This is a genomic window from Vibrio algivorus (assembly GCF_030161215.1).
GTDB lineage: Bacteria > Pseudomonadota > Gammaproteobacteria > Enterobacterales > Vibrionaceae > Vibrio > Vibrio algivorus.
Genome location: NZ_BSPV01000009.1, coordinates 155,549 through 175,118, shown reverse-complemented (window position 1 = coordinate 175,118; position 19,570 = coordinate 155,549). Strand labels below are relative to the sequence as shown.

Annotated in this window: 20 protein-coding genes; 11 read left to right on the top strand and 9 right to left on the bottom strand. The window is 41.0% G+C overall.

The genetic code is table 11. The features are described 5' to 3' along the window. Positions 1–214 precede the first annotated feature (214 nt). From map to QQJ93_RS13180, 3 genes are all read left to right on the top strand, one after another. Positions 215–1,093, top strand: a complete 879-nt coding sequence (map, locus tag QQJ93_RS13190) for a type I methionyl aminopeptidase (RefSeq protein WP_089123373.1) — start codon at positions 215–217, stop codon at positions 1,091–1,093. Positions 1,094–1,226: 133 nt separating this feature from the next. Next, positions 1,227–3,854, top strand: coding sequence for a bifunctional uridylyltransferase/uridylyl-removing protein GlnD (gene glnD / locus QQJ93_RS13185; RefSeq protein WP_089123374.1), 2,628 nt, complete (start codon positions 1,227–1,229; stop codon positions 3,852–3,854). Between the two features lie 85 nt (positions 3,855–3,939). Next, the gene (locus QQJ93_RS13180; RefSeq protein ID WP_089123375.1) at positions 3,940–4,323 is read left to right on the top strand and encodes a DUF3461 family protein; all 384 of its coding nucleotides are present in this window, start codon (positions 3,940–3,942) and stop codon (positions 4,321–4,323) included. 253 nt (positions 4,324–4,576) lie between these two features. Here QQJ93_RS13180 and truC read toward each other — a convergent pair whose 3' ends face one another. From truC to QQJ93_RS13165, 3 genes are all read right to left on the bottom strand, one after another. After that, positions 4,577–5,338 (bottom strand): tRNA pseudouridine(65) synthase TruC, encoded by a 762-nt coding sequence (gene truC, locus QQJ93_RS13175; RefSeq protein ID WP_089123612.1) that lies wholly within the window; start codon positions 5,336–5,338, stop codon positions 4,577–4,579. Between the two features lie 23 nt (positions 5,339–5,361). Further along, positions 5,362–5,676 (bottom strand): YqcC family protein, encoded by a 315-nt coding sequence (locus QQJ93_RS13170; protein WP_089123376.1) that lies wholly within the window; start codon positions 5,674–5,676, stop codon positions 5,362–5,364. Between the two features lie 79 nt (positions 5,677–5,755). Beyond that, entirely contained in the window at positions 5,756–5,902 is a 147-nt protein-coding gene (locus QQJ93_RS13165) for a hypothetical protein (RefSeq protein ID WP_186294767.1), read from the bottom strand. A gap of 120 nt (positions 5,903–6,022) precedes the next feature. On the opposite strand from QQJ93_RS13165, the gene QQJ93_RS13160 reads away from it, so the two are divergent. From QQJ93_RS13160 to QQJ93_RS13145, 4 genes are read left to right on the top strand one after another with little or no spacing between them, the layout of a single operon-like run. Continuing rightward, the gene (locus tag QQJ93_RS13160; protein ID WP_089123377.1) at positions 6,023–7,096 is read left to right on the top strand and encodes a DUF3549 family protein; all 1,074 of its coding nucleotides are present in this window, start codon (positions 6,023–6,025) and stop codon (positions 7,094–7,096) included. A 34-nt stretch (positions 7,097–7,130) separates the two neighbouring features. After that, a complete protein-coding gene (locus QQJ93_RS13155) occupies positions 7,131–7,442 on the top strand; it encodes a DUF3301 domain-containing protein (protein ID WP_089123378.1) in 312 nt (103 codons plus the stop codon). Between the two features lie 28 nt (positions 7,443–7,470). Beyond that, entirely contained in the window at positions 7,471–7,752 is a 282-nt protein-coding gene (locus tag QQJ93_RS13150) for a hypothetical protein (RefSeq protein WP_089123379.1), read from the top strand. A gap of 1 nt (position 7,753) precedes the next feature. Continuing rightward, positions 7,754–8,206 carry a YaiI/YqxD family protein gene (locus QQJ93_RS13145; RefSeq protein ID WP_089123380.1) on the top strand — a complete coding sequence of 151 codons (453 nt, stop codon included), beginning with the start codon at positions 7,754–7,756 and terminating at the stop codon, positions 8,204–8,206. 236 nt (positions 8,207–8,442) lie between these two features. Here the strand turns inward: QQJ93_RS13145 and QQJ93_RS13140 are convergent, their stop codons facing one another. Both QQJ93_RS13140 and syd read right to left on the bottom strand, forming a co-directional pair. Further along, entirely contained in the window at positions 8,443–9,228 is a 786-nt protein-coding gene (locus QQJ93_RS13140) for a Zn-ribbon-containing protein (RefSeq protein WP_089123381.1), read from the bottom strand. A 12-nt stretch (positions 9,229–9,240) separates the two neighbouring features. Further along, positions 9,241–9,786: a SecY-interacting protein gene (syd, locus tag QQJ93_RS13135; protein WP_089123382.1), complete on the bottom strand. Its 546-nt coding sequence runs from the start codon at positions 9,784–9,786 to the stop codon at positions 9,241–9,243. 87 nt (positions 9,787–9,873) lie between these two features. Between syd and queF the strand changes: the two genes are divergently transcribed. The 4 genes from queF (at position 9,874) to xni (ending at position 15,865) form a co-directional block, all read left to right on the top strand. Then, positions 9,874–10,743, top strand: coding sequence for an NADPH-dependent 7-cyano-7-deazaguanine reductase QueF (gene queF / locus QQJ93_RS13130; protein ID WP_089123383.1), 870 nt, complete (start codon positions 9,874–9,876; stop codon positions 10,741–10,743). A 199-nt stretch (positions 10,744–10,942) separates the two neighbouring features. Further along, positions 10,943–13,228: a tetratricopeptide repeat protein gene (locus QQJ93_RS13125; RefSeq protein WP_145981753.1), complete on the top strand. Its 2,286-nt coding sequence runs from the start codon at positions 10,943–10,945 to the stop codon at positions 13,226–13,228. Positions 13,229–13,644: 416 nt separating this feature from the next. Beyond that, the gene (gene ppnN / locus QQJ93_RS13120; protein WP_089123385.1) at positions 13,645–15,000 is read left to right on the top strand and encodes a nucleotide 5'-monophosphate nucleosidase PpnN; all 1,356 of its coding nucleotides are present in this window, start codon (positions 13,645–13,647) and stop codon (positions 14,998–15,000) included. Between the two features lie 94 nt (positions 15,001–15,094). Further along, a complete protein-coding gene (xni, locus tag QQJ93_RS13115) occupies positions 15,095–15,865 on the top strand; it encodes a flap endonuclease Xni (protein ID WP_089123386.1) in 771 nt (256 codons plus the stop codon). A 165-nt stretch (positions 15,866–16,030) separates the two neighbouring features. On the opposite strand, the gene rlmM is transcribed toward xni, so the two are convergent. Genes rlmM through QQJ93_RS13095 form a run of 4 tightly spaced genes read right to left on the bottom strand, consistent with a single transcriptional unit; the run spans position 16,031 to position 19,189 of the window. Then, a complete protein-coding gene (rlmM, locus tag QQJ93_RS13110; protein WP_089123387.1) occupies positions 16,031–17,122 on the bottom strand; it encodes a 23S rRNA (cytidine(2498)-2'-O)-methyltransferase RlmM in 1,092 nt (363 codons plus the stop codon). Beyond that, on the bottom strand, positions 17,119–17,562 hold the full coding sequence (locus tag QQJ93_RS13105; RefSeq protein ID WP_089123388.1) for a DUF423 domain-containing protein: 444 nt from the start codon (positions 17,560–17,562) through the stop codon (positions 17,119–17,121). Before QQJ93_RS13105 ends, rlmM begins: the two co-directional genes overlap by 4 nt. Before the next feature lie 14 nt (positions 17,563–17,576). After that, positions 17,577–18,239, bottom strand: a complete 663-nt coding sequence (locus QQJ93_RS13100) for an alpha/beta fold hydrolase (RefSeq protein ID WP_089123389.1) — start codon at positions 18,237–18,239, stop codon at positions 17,577–17,579. Next, a complete protein-coding gene (locus QQJ93_RS13095) occupies positions 18,236–19,189 on the bottom strand; it encodes a transcriptional regulator GcvA (protein WP_089123390.1) in 954 nt (317 codons plus the stop codon). Before QQJ93_RS13095 ends, QQJ93_RS13100 begins: the two co-directional genes overlap by 4 nt. Positions 19,190–19,570 lie beyond the last annotated feature (381 nt).

Below are 19,570 nucleotides of genomic sequence, written 5' to 3'. Positions count from 1 at the left end.
AAAAAGGAGAAAGTAGTTACAGATTTCGGTGCGCTTTATATCATAAAAGCCAGTTAGAACACCAGAAAAACTGACCTTTTCGAGGTGAGATTTTTTGTTGATTTATCATTTATTCTGCCAAATAAAGAGATTTATCCTAGATGCTAACGGATTTCAATTGCGATTAGAGCCCACTGTTAATACACTAGACACAAAGAGATAACGGATACTAATTATGTCGATCAAAATTAACACCGCTGAAGAAATTGAAAAAATGCGCGTTGCTTGTAAGCTCGCAGCCGAAGTTTTAGAAATGATTGAACCCCACATCAAAGAAGGGGTTACCACCGAAGAACTTGATAAAATCTGCCATAACTATGCCCTAGAAAAAGGCGCTTACTCAGCACCTCTTGACTACCATGGCTATCCAAAATCAATTTGTACTTCGATCAATCATATTGTTTGTCACGGTATTCCAGCAAGCCAAGATGAAATAGGCAGCAATGGCCAAGTTAAGCCTGCAGTTTTAAAAAATGGTGATATTGTCAACCTAGACATCACAGTGATCATTCCGAACGATCCAAATGCCGATCTTAGCGTTCGCCCTGAAGGTTACTATGGTGATACTTCTAAGATGTTCCTAGTAGGTGATGTTTCTCCTGCCGATAAACGCTTATGTATGGTGACTCAAGAAGCACTTTATGTTGGCATGCGTAAAGTAAAACCTGGTGCAACCATTGGCGATATTGGTACTGCCATTGAAAAATACATCAAAGACAACAACAAAAAGAACCCTCGCAATAAATTTTCGATTGTGAAAGATTTTTGTGGTCATGGAATCAGTGATGAGTTTCATTCAGAACCTCAAGTTGTGCATTACCGAAACTCAGACCGTCGTGTCATGAAAGAAGGTATGATCTTCACCATTGAACCTATGATCAACGCAGGTAAATTTGGCGTAACCGTTGATGCTGAAGACGATTGGACGGTTTATACAGGCGATGGCAAAAACTCAGCACAATATGAGCATACTATTCTTGTCACTAAATCGGGTTGTGAAGTAATGACATTACGCTCGGAAGAATCTATTCCTCGTTTAATGAACAATATCTAAACTCGAACTCGAACTCGAACTCGAACTCGAACTCGAAAAATGAAGCCTTTATCTCTATTCTGATAAAGGCTTTTTTATTATCTGCAATACAGGTACTATCGAATTAGATTTACTTGTTGCAAGGAATGCATTCATGACTTATCAGTCTCCAGTCTCTCTCGATGATCAACAACTGTCATCCATGGCTCTTAAACAGCAATTGGAACAGTTTTCTCAGCACCAAAAACAAGCCTTTTTAGAACAGCGACAGCCTGTCCAAGATTTGGTATATGAACGTTCTGCTTATATGGACTCCATACTTCAGCGCTTATGGGACTTTTTTGGCTTTGCACAAGTAAATTCACTTAGCTTAATTGCGGTGGGAGGCTATGGTCGTTCGGAACTTCATCCTCTGTCTGATATTGATATCCTGGTATTATCAGAAAAGAAAATCTCTGATGAAGTAAACAAAAAAATCAGTGAATTCATCACTCTACTATGGGATCTGCACTTAGAAGTTGGCCATAGTGTCCGAACCTTAAAGGAATGTATCCACGTCGGTAAAGATGATTTAACCGTTGCAACTAATTTACAAGAAGCGCGTTTTTTATGTGGATGTGAAGATACCTACAATCAACTCATTGAACAGATTTCATCGGCTAGCTTTTGGCCTAGTGATGTTTTCTATGAAGCCAAGCTTGAAGAACAACGTGAACGACACGCTCGCTATCACGACACAACATATAATTTAGAGCCAGATATTAAATCTAGTCCCGGTGGCCTGCGAGACATTCACACTTTAAGTTGGGTTGCCCGTCGTCATTTCGGCGCGACCTCACTACGTGAAATGAGTTACGCTGGTTTTTTAACTGACGCTGAATATCGCGAATTATTGGAGTGTCAAAACTTCTTATGGCGTGTTCGCTTTGCACTACATATTGAATTAAAACGTTATGACAACCGCTTAACCTTTGGCCATCAAGCTAACGTGGCAGAAAATTTAGGTTTTACCGGTGAAGGTAACCGTGCCATCGAAATGATGATGAAAGAGTTTTACCGGACATTACGTCGGGTTGCCGAACTCAATAAAATGCTGCTCAAGCTCTTTGATCAAGCCATTATGAGTAAAGGCAAGCTGCCAGATGCGGTCATCATTTCGGATGACTTTCAGCGCCGCGGATCATTAATTGAAGCGAGAAAACCAGCTCTATTCCAAGCAAGGCCTGAAACCATTTTGGACATGTTTTTACATATTGCCAATGATTCAACCATTGAAGGTGTTAGCCCACCAACCTTGCGCCAGCTACGTACTGCAAGACGTAGGCTCAACCGATTCTTACACACTATTCCTGCTGCCCGTGAAAAATTCATGGCGCTCATTAATCACCCCAATTCGTTACATAAAGCTTTCAGTTTAATGCATCGCTTGGGAGTATTAGCGGCATATTTACCCCAATGGAGCCAAATCGTTGGCCAAATGCAGTTTGACCTATTTCACGTCTATACCGTCGATGAACACAGCATGCGGGTACTCAAGCATATCCACTCGTTTAGTAATATCGACAACCATGATAAACATCCAATATGTTGCGATGTTTATCCTAGAATGCAGAAGAAAAACTTACTGATTATTGCTGCGATATTCCATGATATTGGTAAAGGCCGCGGTGGTGATCACTCTGAAATTGGTGCTGTAGAAGCCTACGATTTTTGCATTGAACACGACCTTTCAAAACCTGAAGCTAAGTTAGTTTCTTGGTTAGTTCAAAACCATTTATTAATGTCTGTCACCGCGCAAAGACGTGATATTTACGACCCTGATGTCATCACCGAGTTTGCCAAAAAAGTACGCGATGAAGAATACCTAGAAAATCTGGTGTGCTTAACCGTTGCCGATATCTGTGCGACCAATCCAGAGCTATGGAATAGTTGGAAACGGACACTACTTGCTGAGCTATTTTACTCAACCCAACGCGCCTTACGTCGGGGGTTAGAAAACCCGGTTGATCTGCGTGACCGTATTCGCCATAACCAACACATGGCGGCTGCAATGCTACGTAAAGAAAACTTCAGCCCAAGAGAAATTGAAGTGCTATGGCAACGATTTAAAGCTGACTACTTTTTACGACATACTGCGAAACAAATCGCATGGCATAGTGAGCACCTACTTACGCACCCAGCAGATAAACCACTTGTCTTAATCAGTAAAAATGCCACACGCGGTGGTACAGAAGTTTTCATTTACGCAAAAGATAAAGCGAGCTTATTTGGTATGATGGCCGCCGAACTAGATCGTCGAAATTTAAGTATTCATGATGCTCAAGTTATGACCAGCAAAGATGGTTATGCTCTAGACACCTTTATGGTTCTCGACCAAAATGGAGACCCCGTTGAAGATGTCCGCCACGAGCAAATCAAACAATATCTCACTGATGTACTAAATGGAAAAATCAGCGCCAATACTCGTTCACGCAGAGTCCCTAACAAACTCAAACACTTCCATGTTAAAACTCGTGTCGATTTCATCCCAACACGTACAGGAAAACGCAGTTTAATGGAACTTGTTGCTCTTGATACCCCAGGGCTTTTAGCAACAATTGGCCAAGTCTTTGCCAAACTAGGTGTAAACTTACATGGCGCAAAAATCACCACTATAGGAGAGCGAGCAGAAGATTTATTTATCCTCACCTCACCTAGCGGAGGTCGATTAGAGTCGGAGGTAGAAGAGGCACTAAAAATTGAATTGGTTGAGGCAATTAAAACTTTATCACCACATGAATAGTTATTGCTTATCACTATACTGAAAGTAAACAGCAACATTCGTCTTTTGTTCTAACCCTTTTGTTTTAACCAGAGGTAAATGATTTATGTATCCAAACTTAAAGAAACTTGGTATTCCAGACACATCTCTCATTGCGCGTTACAGCTTGCGCCAAGAAGCTCAAGTCGATGTATTAAAAGTTTACTTTCATAAACAAAAAGGTGAACTATTTGCCAAAAGCTTAAAATTCAAATACCCACGTCAGCGCAAAAATATTCGGGTAAATAACCAATCAGGCCAATATAAAGAAACCACAGAAGTGAGCCCAAACCTCACCCAAGTGATGACTGAGCTTAACCAGATAACTAAACCCAAAGAATTAGACAGTACTGATATCAAGCACAAAATCTTGACCGACTTACGTCACCTAGAAAAAGTAGTGGCTGGGAAAATTGCAGAGATAGAAGCAGATTTAGAGAAGCTGAAATAAGGGAATAGATAGCCACATCTCTGTAACTCAAATAACGTCATTCCGTACATGAGTCTAAGCGAAGAAGATACGGAATCTCCTACTACACATTAAGTTTCCCATCGCTGTTGGAGATCCTGAACTGCGCTCCTACGTCGCTTTTCAGGATGACGCTCTATTTCATGTATTGAGGAGCTCGCTTTTCCGAGTTACGAGAAGTAAAACTCCCGAGATTCGAGCACCGATACATTTTGTACTCGTAACACGAAACACACTACTCGAAACAGATCTTCCAATCAAACTCTTCAACGAGCGTTAACCACACCTCATCAAACTTCGCTTCAATGGCGATATTCTCATCCGTGTAAGGGTGGACAAACTCTAACTTACTGGCATGTAACATTAGGCGATTTGCGTTATAAACCTCTCTAAATAGACGGTTTTGTTTACCATCACCATGAGAAGTATCCCCTAATATTGGATGACGTAAGTGCGCCATGTGACGACGTAATTGATGTTTACGACCGGTTAGTGGTGTCATTTCTACCAAACAAAAACGACTAGTTGGAAAGCGGCCCGTTGAGTGGGGAACTTCAACTTTAGACAATGGTTGGTAGTCAGTAATAGCGGACTGAGCTTCAACCTCTTTTGATGCAAATTTATCAGCGATTTTGTCCTGCTCTTTTTTCAGCGGGTAATCAAGGCGATCTCCCTCCTCAATCCAACCACGTACAATTGCATGATAAGTTTTGGTGAATTGATGTTCAGCAAACATTGGTGCTGCTTTTGAGGCAAATTCACTCGATAATGCGAACAACAAAACACCAGACGTTGGACGATCAAGTCGATGCAAAGGGAACACATGCTGGCCAATTTGATCTCGCAAGGTCTGCATCACAAATTGCGTCTCATGACGGTCAAGCCACGAACGATGTACTAACATTCCAGCTGGCTTATTGACCGCGATAAAATACTCGTCACGATAAACCACTTCTAGCTCTATCGTTTCAACAACGGCCTCTTGTGAGTCCCTCATCAACTCAGGGTTATTTTCTACATTCATCTCACGGTTTCATCTAATTGATTTAGGATAGGTAACAAGGCATCACGATGATCTTTATCTGTCATGGCTTGCTCAAAATAAGGGCTGACTTCAAAGCCAATCGGCACTTCTGATTGTGATTCAATAAGCTCGTGCATTTTAGGTAGAAAAATCCATTGCAACCATTGGGTTGGTTGAAGTGTATCTAATGCAAATGGTTGGTCGCTACTTAACGCTTTCTGAGTCGGCGGTTCCTCTTCCCATAACGACAATTGAATCAGTTGATCTTCAAGCTGCTCAAGTACATCGGTTAATTCAATATATTCGTTCATTTTGTTCCCACCCCTTGATATTCTGGGTATATACCCAAGTGACTTCAAGATACAGAATTCAGAGCTATCATCCAAACCTTTAGGCAAGGAAGAATGGCGAAGGAATGTAAGCACCTTTCAAACCAATCTGACACGGCATAAAGGTTTGAATGAAGCTCCCGAAGGGCAAGTTAAAACAAGCTTTATACGGCGTTAAATTGAATAGAGATGGAATAACCATGATCATATTCAATTTTCCTTGTCTAAAGCTTGTTTTATTCTTGCTGAAACTCGCATCTTGAAGTGACTTGGGTATAAGATACCATTTCATAACGAATTATATACTCGAATTAAACTGGAAGCTTATATGAATGCAATACACAACCTAAGCCAACTATTAGAACAAAGTCAGTGCCAGTTTAAAATTTTTGATTTAGGGCGACGCATTCAAGCGATTGAAACCAAAGATTTCCAGCAAGTTGAAATGGGGCAAAAACCTTACCCTTACCCATTGCAGCGTCATGCCAACCTAGCCATTGCCTATTGGAATGACAGCCAGCAACCTTGGATTTGGTTCTTAAAATTCCCCCTCGATGAGCGCGGCCTACTCAATCAAACAGATATTGGTAATTTTTTAAAGTACGTGACAGAGGCTTTCTCGGTAAAAGCAAGTGGCGCACTGTTAACTCAAGACCTCACCGAAGAACAGCAACAGCATTTAGCCAATAATCCATACACCTTCAAACCGAATGACGACAAAATGGCGGTTTTTCATAGTGTCATTCGAGCAGATTTATGCTTACCCACCAGCCAATATTATGAACATGCTCAGCATTACTTTACTGGTGATTTAGGGTGGAATAATTGGCAAACTGTTGGCTTGCAAGGTATTACTGACATGTGTAGTCGATTGTCAGACCAGCAAAACGGTGTGGCGATTCGTAAGGCGCTAAGCAAACTTGCTGACGATAAAGCTAATCACCCAGCGTTATACGCTTTACTTGGCGCTTTAGAGCATGTTGAGATCACCGACAAATTAGCCCAACGCTTATTAGAACTTGCTGAACAAGAATGTGGAAAAGCTCAACCAGATTTATTCTTATTGTCCGCGTATGTTCGCGCCTTATCTGGAGCGAATTCTGATCAACTTATTGCTATCCTAGAAAAAGTGCTCGCCGATGAAAGGCTTTGTCACGCAGAAGTGTTAATTGCGATTGCCGGCCGTTGTTGGGCACAATTGAATACCGAAGCACGCGCAGTAAAATTCTTACTACGCCTAGCTCAGACCAAAAACCAAGATTTGTTTAATCAATTATTTGCCGATTTAGTCATGATCCCAGACTTGCGCTTTACCTTCTTACCACTATTAAGCCATACCCCAAGCCCTGAACTAGCGAATGCGCTTTACACGCTACAACAACAAACTAAATCAGCACAATAATTTCACGAGATAACAATATGGATAAAGGTAACCAATGATAACCGACTTACTGATGATCCTTTTAGTTGTGTTCATCGCTTTCCTCTTCTGGCAGCAGCGTAGGCAATCAGAATTAGCACACAAGGCGATTGCTCGTCATTGCGAACAGCTCGATTTACAACTACTGTCAGTGTCGCTATTACGTTATCAATTACGCTTACCTGATGGGCGTTTTCAATTTCATTCTTTATATCAGTTTGAATTTTCTGCCCGTGGTGACGACTATTACCAAGGCCGAGCGATAATGATTGGCTTTAAAGTCGCAAAATTTATGCTTCCCCCCTATCGTATAGTCGAAAATGATTAACCTCAGGTTTGAATAAGAGAGTCTACATATGCAAACACACAACATTACCGAAGAACTGCACAGAGTACTGTCTGCCATTACCGAGGAAGGAAAAGAGCCAAGCGTGGCATTGGTTAAATCCAGACTTTCTATGCCAGTACCCATGCCGGCAATTATTGCCACTTTAAAATCTTGGAAGTCATCCAACAAGGTGCCAAAAGTGGAAATTGCCAATGACAAAAACACCCTCTCAGCAGAAGAACGTATTTCACAATTAGAAAAGCAAGTTCAAGAATTGACTCAACGCTTAATCGCGCTAGAAGGGAAATAACATGAAAATTTGGGTTGATGCTGACGCGTGTCCAAAAACCATCCGAGAAACTATTTGTCGCGCCGCCGAACGCACCGGCATTACCACCACATTTATTGCCAACCACTTAGTGCCAGTTCCTAAGCGTAATAATATTCATAGCGTGCAAGTCGAAAGTGGCTTTGATATTGCGGACAATGAAATCGTACGCCGCGTGGAAGCCGGCGATCTCGTCATTACCTCCGATATCCCTCTCGCTGATGAAGTGATCACCAAAGGCGGCCAAGCATTAAGCTCGCGCGGTGAGCTTTATACCAAAGACACCATCAAAGCTCGTCTGAATATTCGTGATTTTATGGATACCATGCGTTCAAGCGGTGTTCAAAGCGGAGGGCCTCCACCTTTATCCCAAACCGATAAACGTGAATTTGCCAATCACTTGGATAGAATATTGGCGAAAGGCGGGAACTCGTAGCTCGGCCGCTGCGCTTCTCGTTGCTCGTTGCTCGTTGCTCGTTGCTCGTTGCTCGTTGCTCGTTGCTCGTTGCTCGTTGCTCGTTGAAAGATTTCAGTTCTTTGAAAAGTATAAATCGAGTAAATTTCTATTTATTACACTAAATTTATAGCACCTTCCCCGAGTTACGAGTAGCAAAGCGCCCTAGTCACGAGCAACGACTCCATCGGCCCTCATGTCTAAGCGCCTTCTAAGAATTACTTCAAATGATCCCAAGACAAATTCGACACAATGCGGCAATCGTCGCATTTGAAATAGAAAATATCATGTAAAGGTTGTTCAAGTTTCCAATCACCACCACAACGAGGACAAGGTCGATCCTGTTCGGCTTGCAAACTTTCACCACCTACTCGATATAAATAGTAATAGGTCGGGATCTTGGTGATGTACTCTAATCGACCACGTAAATCCCACCCTCGGCGGAATAAATCACTGTCTACTTGAGCAATTTCTTTCAAACCTGCATGTTCCGCCTCACAAGCACCTGCCATTTGCAATTCATCACATGCCTGCCATTCTGTCTGCCATTTTACTAACGACTTATGATCGCCATTTAATGTAGGTGGATTGTGATACAAAGGGATAGGCCTAAACGTATCACCGCAACGTAATGGGGAGCATGAGTGAACAAAAGTGGTATATAAAACCTGCCAACTTGGTATGTTCTGCTCATCAAATGACACCGTTTGCTCAGAGTTAAGATCTTGGCCAAGCACTTTCACTTTTGGTGCCAATACCTTTGCCTCAGTTAATCGTTGCAAGCATACTTTGACATAATCAGAATGGTAATCAGCATGTAAGCTATTGGCTTCAGGACAAATCAAGCGAGCTCGAAATTCGCCATCACCAATAATAATCGGAAACTCACGACCGAGAATTTGACCGTTATAACGCAAAGCATCAAATAAACCATTAATTGCTTTTTCTACCGCATCGATAGTGGTGTTATCAAAACATTCAAATCGTAATTCAACTACGTACACTTAAGACCCCAACTACACTTCTGCTTGGCATTGTAATAAAAACTGTTCGACATTGGGCGAGAGCACATCACGCTTATCGGTTCCTAATCGCTCTAAAATCACTTCACCAGAAATATTGCAGATTGAAATCACATCCAACTCGGCATCCGTTGTACCAATAAAAATGGTGGGTTTTAATTTTAAGCGGCGCTGCGTCACTAAGTGACCTAAAATATTTTCTTGCAGACGAATAAAGTCCTCATCACTCCACACTTGCAACAAAGTAAATGGCTTACCTTTCCAGGACAAAGTAAGATCTGCGCTATACTGCGATCCATAGAAAGCCTTTACGTCAGGGTGAATAATTAACTCAATACCGCGCTCTAAATCACTGAAATCTGCTAATTCATCACGTTCTTGAGGTAACCATTCAATATTTTGGCCATCAGTACGTTGCACGCAAGGTGAAGGAATGCCTTCCATCTCATTAGCGATAGGAAAGCTTTTATAAGCCTCCTGCCATTTATCCACAAATTCTGTGGTTAAAACCGCTAATGCCTGGGCAATATTGTGATTCATTTAGGACTCCTTAGGGTATGCTGCCCCTAGTGACAGTTAACTTTTAATTCAGTAATATTCAAACAAATTTCGGATAAGAGAAGTATCATGACCCACTCATCAAAGCAGACAAAATATGCTAATGCCAAAGAATTGCAAGGATTAACATTAGGTCAAGCGACACAATATAGCCATGACTACGATGCGAGCCTTTTACAGCCAGTTCCGCGTAGCTTAAACCGTGATGATTTGGGATTAAAGGACTCTGCCGAACTACCTTTTGTTGGTAGCGACATTTGGACACTCTATGAATTATCATGGCTCAATATAAAAGGATTACCTCAAGTCGCAATTGGTGATGTCATTCTCCCACCGACTAGTCCTAACTTGATTGAATCCAAATCCTTCAAACTCTACCTCAATAGTTTTAACCAAACTCGCTTTGAATCTTGGCAGCAAGTTAAACAAATTATCGCGCAAGACTTATCTCATTGCGCAGGAGAAGCGGTAGAAGTTACACTACACTCTCTAAGCCATTATACTCAGCAACCTATTACTACAATGCAAGGTCAGTGTATTGATGACCAAGATATTGAGATCAGTGATTACCAATTCGATGAAAGCTACCTTAAAGGTTCTACCTTCCCCAAAAAGGTCAGTGAGTGCTTACATAGCCATTTATTGAAATCAAATTGCTTAATCACCAATCAACCTGATTGGGGCAGTGTTGAAATCGAATACACTGGAAATAAAATCAATCAAGAAGCGCTACTACGCTACTTAGTGTCATTCCGTGAGCATAACGAATTCCATGAACAATGCGTTGAGCGTATTTTTTGTGACATAATGAAATACTGCCAGCCTGAAAAATTGAGTGTTTATGCGCGCTATACCCGCCGTGGTGGCTTGGATATCAATCCATTTCGTTCAACTCATCTATCTAAGCCAAGCCAAATGACTCGGATGGCTCGTCAGTAGCTACTAGCTACTCTGCCAAACTATGATCTAAGAAAACTAACCATCCCATAAATGTAAGCTTATTCTCACTTGCGACTCAACAAGCTGTCGCAATAATGCTAAGCTATTCAAACCCAAGCAACCTAAAAATATTCAATTGAGAGTACTTTAGATAGCTTGGGTATCATCATCCGTACCGCTTCTTAGAGATAATGTAACTATGAAAAAGATCCTTTGGATATGTTTCGCTTTTATGCTGACATTCAGCTCTGCGCTTCAGGCCAAAGTCTACCTCTCACCTATCCTCAATGAAGCACATAAGTTTCTTAGCGTCACTCCTGAGCAATCCTTAGATATTACTAAGCGCTATATTTCTACACGTAAATTAGTCTCTACCAAAAACCAAGACTACACGCTGTCGCGAGAAGGTAGTGAAAAAACCATTAGAACGCCTTCAACAACTATTGAAGCACTACAGATTATGGCTAGTGCTTACTACGCATTAGGCTCAGAAAACCTTGCATTTATTACCTTAAAAGAAGCCGAAGCCATAGCCATCAAATATCAAGTTACCCAACCACTACTAACGACTAAGCTGGAATATGCAAAATTACTTTGGCAATGGACCAAAGACCTTGAACGTGTTCAACAAAATGTAGATCAGCTAAAAGCACAGGTTAAGAAAGAAAACACGAATAAACATTGGCAACAAGAAACCTTGTACCAACTGAATATGTTAGAAGCTGAAATGAACAGCGACTTGGATCATGATGTCAAAGCAGAAGCTGCCTTTCAGCAAGCACGTAATTATTTAACGAGTGCTAGATCGGTCCCTTTGACTATCGATTACCATTTACGTTTAGGACAGCATTATTTATCAAAAAACCAATACGATCAGTCTTTAACCGAACTTCTCACCGCCTATTGGTCAGCGATAGAAGAAAGTGATAGTGGTGAATTAGCCCGTACTAACTTATTACTTGCACAGTTGTTTTATACTCGCCAAGTATTTGATAAAGCGCTTGAACATGCCATTGAAGCGGCAGACTTTTATGATGCTTACCCGCACTCCGTACCGCTCTCAAATACAGTAAAATTAATGGCGGATATTTTCTTTAAACAAGGAAAATATAATTTAGCGTTAGTGAACTATTTAAACCTACTTGATAACGAAACTAATCAAAGAGACATAAAGCAAGTCATCCAGCTACGAATTGATATATCAAATACCTATTTAAAGCTATTTGATCTCACCCATTCTGAAAACTATTTAATAGAAGCAGAAACGCTAGTTGAACAAAGTAGTAATTCAGAATTAAAAACAAAAACATTACTACTTAGAGGTGCACTATCTCTATCTAAAAAAGAGATAAAAGTCGCTATTTCAAGTAGTGAAAATGCTTTAGATATTGCTGAAAAAACGCAAGATAAACACTTACAAATGTTTGCTTATCAAGTGCTGTCTGAAGCTTATCAACAAGATAAAAATTACCAGCAAGCATTAATCATGCAACAACAATATCAACGACTATGGCAAAACCAACAAGATCAATTTAACGCCATTAATGAAGATGTATTTCGTCAACAAAAAGACATCATTGAAAAAACATTGCATTATGCAGGTCTTGAAGACGATTTAATTTATCTCGATACACAGTATGTTAAATACCAACGTGCCACGATTATCCTAGGGATCGTTGCTTTTATGCTTCTATGTTTAGTGATTCGCCGTGGTTATTTAAATCAAAAAATACGTGATGAAGTTGAAACTCAAACGATTGATTTATACACCCATCCTAGATCTGGGCTGCAAAACCTCAAGTTATTAAATGCTAAACTACCAAAATCATTAGAACGTAGTAATGCCGTATTTGAACAATGGCGACTTGGTGAGTTGATCAATGAGCCATTAAGTGACCGCTTAAACTTTGTGATGTTCGATTTCCCATTTTTACGTAATGTATATTTAAAGCAAGGCTATCAAGTAGGTCTCAATGTTGAAAAACAGTTTGGTGACTACATGAAAAAGTTGATTATCAAGCCAGCTCGCTTATACCATTTTTCTGATGGGTTATTTTTATACATAGAACCTAAAGGTGAAGCGCAAAATACACCAGATTATTTCTGTGAAAAAATTCAGAACTGGATAAATCAATTTGAACCAAATCAAAATATAGACCGCCACTTTAGAATGGGGATGGCTGAATACCCATTTTTACCGCGTGCCTATACCGCTATTAACGATAAGGAATTGGTTGATATCCTGTTTATGGCGATTTATTTAGCTCGAAAAATCAAAAAATGTTACTCCACACAAGAACCCTCTAACTGGGTACACTTAACCGCTATCGAAAATGCACCAGCCGCTAGTTTTGCCGGTAAAGATATTCGTCACGCTTGCGAGCAAGCGGTGGAGCAAGGACTCATCAAAATTCACACCTCAAGTGGACATGATGAAATAGCCAAAGCCATTTTACGTAACGATGAAAGCAACCAAAAGCGCTAGTTAATCAACAGCCCCTAGGGTCTGTTGATCTTTCGTGATGATTTTTGCAGCAAGTTGTTGGGTATTTGAACAAGGCAGAGGTTCCGTAGTGTAGCTAGCCTACACGAGGAGCCGATAACGCAGTGCAAATGACCAACAAACGCTGCCCAAAGGGTTCGGCTAAAAGCGTTCTATGCTTCGTTAAGTCTCATTTACTTAGAATAACTAGGCTACAATCGACTTGCCTTGCCTAAAACGCTTTTATCTCGAATAAAATTTAACCACGAAAGCTCAACAGGCCCTAAAGAATGTCATTGAGATCACTCACTTATCAATAAATATTATTCACTGAATATAGCGAAATAATACGAATCTGTGTAAGGTGAAAGGACCTACCGAAACAATCATAATTCATAATCGGTGAGAAGGAGCTTTCTATGATTACGCAAATTAGCCCTATGGGTAGTTTAGATTTATTATCTCAATTAGAAGTCAGCAAGTTAAAAAAAGCGGCTTCAAGCGATCTCTATCAGCTTTATCGCAGCTGTTCTCTAGCGGTATTGAATTCAGGCAGCCATACGGATGATTCTGAACAATTACTAAAATTAAACGAATCCTTTGAAATTGAAGTACTGCGTCGCGAACGTGGTATTAAACTAGAACTGACCGATCCACCTGAACATGCTTTCGTTGACGGAACGATCATTAAAGGGATTCAAGCCCACCTATTCTCTGTATTACGAGACATCGTCTTTTTACACGTACACTTAGCAGATAGCCAGCGTCTACATCTAACGGATTCAACGCAAATTACTAACCAAGTATTTGGTATTTTACGCAATGCTAAAGCACTCCAAACAGGCACCGAACCTAATCTTGTCGTTTGTTGGGGTGGCCACTCGATCAATCCTATTGAATATCAATACACTCGTGAAGTAGGAAATGAACTCGGCTTACGTGAAATGAATATTTGTACAGGTTGTGGTCCTGGTGCAATGGAAGGGCCGATGAAAGGCGCAGCAGTAGGGCATGCTAAGCAACGCTACTCAAATCAACGTTATATCGGCTTAACTGAACCATCAATTATTGCGGCAGAGCCACCTAACCCAATCGTCAATGAATTGATCATCATGCCGGATATTGAAAAGCGTTTAGAAGGCTTTGTACGCTTAGGCCACGGGATTATCATCTTCCCTGGAGGTCCAGGAACTGCCGAAGAGTTACTGTATATTCTCGGTATATTGATGCACCCAGATAATGCTGATCAACCACTGCCATTGGTTCTTACGGGGCCAAAAGAAAGTGAGGCTTACTTCCGTTCTATCGATCAATTCATCCACGATACGCTCGGCCCTGAAGCACAAAAACACTATCAAATTGTGATTGGTGATCCAGCTAAAGCCGCGCGAATCATGAAAGAGGCGATGCCGAAAGTGAAGGAGCACCGCAAGTCTCATGAAGACGCCTATAGCTTCAACTGGTCACTACACATCGCACCAGATTTCCAAGCCCCCTTTGAACCAACTCATGAATCAATGGCCGCGCTTGATCTACACCTAGAACAACCACCAGAGAAGCTAGCTGCCAACCTACGAAAAGCCTTCTCTGGTATTGTTGCGGGTAACGTAAAATCAGAAGGCATTCGCGAAATCAAGAAACACGGCCCATTCATCATAGATGGTGATCGTAACTTGATGGAAAAAATGGATACCTTATTGAATGACTTTGTTGAGCAGCAACGGATGAAATTACCAGGCTCTGAATACATTCCTTGTTATCGTGTTGCTCGTTAAGCAATAAAATTCAACTCTACAACTCGCTGAATTTGCTACAATGGCTTTGATTTTTATAGATCAAAGCCATTTTCATATTGTATTAGGAGAAGTTATGTCAATTCACTTGGTGATCATCGATGCCCTCAACTTGATCCGTCGAGTGCACTCCGCACAACCTGATGCCAATGATATTGACCGTACTATCACGACTACAAGCCGAACCATCAATAAGATTCTGGTTGAATCACAGCCAACCCATATCATTGCGGTATTTGATCATCATCTACAAGACCGAGGCTGGCGAGCGCAAGTTCTACCTAGCTATAAAGAAGATCGTAAACCTATGCCAGCCCCCCTACTCGCGGGCTTAGAAAAGATCCAATCAGCTTGGTGGGAACTAGGGATAGACTCTTTACTTTCTGATGGCGATGAAGCCGATGACTTAGTGGCAACCCTTGCATACAAAGTCGCGTCAGCAGGAGAAAAAGCCACCATAATCTCAACCGATAAAGGCTATTGCCAACTACTATCACCCAACGTTCAAATTCGCGATTATTTCCAACACCGCTGGCTAGATGCCCCATTTATCGAACAAGAATTTGGTGTCAAACCCGAGCAACTTGCCGATTACTGGGGATTAGTCGGCATTAGTTCCAGCAAGGTTCCCGGGATTCCCGGCATTGGACCGAAAGCAGCTAAAGAAATATTGCAGCAATATGGTGATATAGAAACCGCTTATGCCGCTGAAGATTTAGTACCTAAATACCGTAAAAAGTTTGATGAGCATATTGAATTAGCACGCACCTGTAAACGAATTGCAGCACTACAAACGGATATGAAATTGGGGTTTAATTTGCAGGATGTGAGATATCTAGGTTCCTAGTTTCGAGTTTCGAGTTTCGAGTTTCGAGTTTCGAGTTTCGAGTTTCGAGTTTCGAGAAAATTTTGACGATAAAAAAGCTGAGAGAATATAGTCTTTTCTCAGCTTTTGCTTTTCTCGTAGCAAAGCGAACTCGTCACCCGCAACTCGGAGCGGAGCGTCCCACTTTTAGTACGGCGAAATATTCTTCAAGATCTGCACATGCACGGTAATTTCTTCACGGTCATGGTACAAATGCTTAGCTTGCAGCTTGAAAGGCACATCGTTTTCTTTAAAGAATATCTTCAAGTTTTCAATGTCTTCCAACACTTCATCGTAACGGCCTTTCATCGGCAGTTTTAAGTTAAAAATCGCTTCTTTGGCTAAGCCGCGAATCAACCACTCACCCATTAATTGGGCTACTCGAGATGGCTTTTCGATCATATCGCACACCAACCAAGTGACATTTTTCTTAGCTGGCTCAAATTTAAAGCCATCTGCTGCATGATATTTAACCTGACCGGTATCCATTAAACTTTGTGCCATCGCGCCATTATCAACCGCGTGGACAAACATAGAACGCTTAACTAATTGATAGGTCCAACCGCCCGGACAAGCGCCTAGGTCGACCGCCCACATACCAGGAGCTAAGCGAGTATCCCAATCTTCTTTAGGAATGAAAACATGAAACGCTTCCTCTAGCTTCAAAGTAGAGCGGCTCGGTGCATCGGATGGGAATTTTAAACGTGGAATCCCCATAAAAAACTGCGAATTATTCTGCGATAATGAATAACCAACATAGCAATGACCTGGCGCCACAAAACATACATGCAATACCGGCTTTTTGGCATTATCTTTGGCAAATAAGAAACCTTTACCACGCATCGCACTACGCATTGGAACGGTAAATTTACGGCAGAATTTCAGTAATTCTTTTGCTTCGTTAGTATCAGGTGTTTCAACACGAATATCACCGCAAGTTGGAAATTTATCCTGCGCTTCAATCGCCGCTAAAATTGGCGAAATACGATCTTCTGTCGGTAAATCAGTTAATGCATCAGCAACCGCAATCATTTGACGGGCAAAGATCAACGCTTTAAAGTCAATAAGTTTGATAAGCTTATCCGCATCACCTTCTTGGTAACACTCAAAAAGCACGTAACCCGATTGTTTTTTCACACGGGGAAAACCAAAAATTTCTAAATTATTGGCTTTATCTTGGATTTCTCCTGCGCATTCTTTTTCAAAACCAGAACGGCAGTAAAGTAAAACGTGTTTCACTGTGTCACCTTATTTAATCGTAAAACGGATAGAGCAAATATGATCCAACCCAACATAAAAAACACACCGCCTAACGGGGTTATTGGTCCAAACCACTTTATTCCTGTTAAAGCCAGCGCATATAAGCTACCACTAAAACAAAGGATGCCGATGATAAAGCAAATACCAGCATATGCCACACCTTTACGCCCTTTCTCTGAGTATTCGGCTGACGGAGAAGAGGAACTCGGCGCAGTGATCATCAAAATCACCCCACAAGCTAGTAAGGCAAAAGTATGCCACGCTTGATATTGTACTCCTGTTTTAAAGACACCAATTAAATACTCTGGTAAGTGGTTTGATAAACCATGAGCTGCAAATGCACCGAGTGCTACGGTAATGACTCCAGAAAATCCGGCAAAAGCGAGAATTTTCTGTCCTCTACATTTTGAAATAGACATAACTTCTCTCTTATCTAATTTTGAATATGTTGTTCAATAAAGGCCATCATTTTGCTTACCGCCAATATTCGATTACCTTGTTCGGTAAAGCCAGACCTGACTCTCGGCTTTAAGCTATGATCACCATCGGGAATAAAATCAACACTAATCGCATCAGAAAATGCAAATGTCTGACATTCCTTTTTGGTACCAAAAGTATCACGCTCGCCTTGTAAAATTAACATCGGTTTAGTGATATTAACTAAATGCTCGCCTTTGTAGCTTTTGGGGTTAGAGTTTTCTGGTTTACCCGGTGGATGAAAAGGAAAGCCTAAACACATCACTCCACTTACTAATGGATGTTCCGATAAATGACTGGCCATTCGTCCGCCCATTGATTTACCAGCAAGAAATAAATGCTGCCCTTCACGATGAAAAGTAATAATTTTTTCTTCAAAATCCGCCAATAGTTTCGGCGCACGATCAGGTGGTCTTTTTTTACCATCTTGCGCGCGAGTCACCATATAAGGGAAATTAAATCGCACCACACGTACTCCGTGAGCCGCTAGCTTTTCAGCCATGTCAGTCATAAATTCATGGTCCATTCCGGCACCAGCACCATGCGCAAGTAATACTGTCACCACCGCTTTGTCATCACCATCAATTATGATTTTATGTTGTTGTGACTCTAGACTCATGCTTTCTCCTCAGTATCACTGACACTGCCAATTTCTTCACCGATTTCATCTAGCAATTGGTCCTGCTCACTGGCTGCTTTACTGAGCATCCAATCTCGAAAAGTTGCCACACGACCAACTTCGGCTTGCTTAGTATCACACACAACATAGAAAGCATTTTTACTGATCAGAACTTCATCAAATGGTTGCACTAAACGTCCGGAATCTAAATCTGGTTGGGCAAGAACATTATTCACCAGCGCGATTCCTTGACCATGCATTGCCGCTTGGATCACCATCGTTGAGTGGCTAAATATTGGACCATGATTAACATTAACATCTTCAACATCATGTTCTTTAGTAAACTGCTTCCAGTACTTACGAGAGCTATCATGCAGTAACGTATGGTTTTTTATGTCGGCTAAACAATTTAATGGCTTACTACCGAGTAGTAACTGTGGTGAACACACAGGGATTAAACACTCTAAATACAGTTTATCAGCACGAACACCCGGCCAATTGCCACGACCATAATAGATCGCCACATCAACATCGTCAGAAAGTAGACCTTCATCCATATCGACTGCTTTAATGCGTACATCAATATCGGGTTCTTGAGCATTAAAGTCGGCTAAACGTGGAACTAGCCATTGAATAGCAAAACTTGGCGTTAAACTAATAGTTAATGCCCCTTTTTCACTACGCTCTAACACCTTATCAGTGGCATCAGAAATTGACGTGAAAATATCTTTGATATCCAGAAAGTAGCTTTGCCCTTCCTCTGTCAGCAATAAAGATCGATTACGACGTCGGAACAGCTTGATGCCTAAAAATTCTTCTAATGCTTTTACTTGGTGACTAACCGCTGCTTGTGTAACAAAAAGTTCTTCTGCCGCACGAGTAAAACTCAAATAGCGAGCAGCTGCTTCAAACACACGTAATGAATTCAAAGGAGGTAAACGTCTAGCCATAAATCAAACCTTTATTTAGTAGTCAAAGACAGCATTGTTTTAACAATATTATTACGCATTATTTTTTCTTATGCGAAGCATTATAAATTGTCCATTGCTGAAGTGCCATGAAAACTCTATATTTCATAGCACATTAATGAGTTACAGCATTTATTCCAAACCTGTAAATCTGTGATTGACTAATGCTAATGTTGTGTTTGCATTAACTCTTTTTGAGTTTTATGACCTATGGTAATACTCCCTCATTACCATTGAGTCCTGATTATTTGATTCACTATCAAATTTACGCACAGTTAGATTTATTCTAACTGTGCTTTTTTTATGCCTGAAATCCATCAAATAAATGTGATCGGTTGTTTGCAGAGATAAAAAACGCCGACT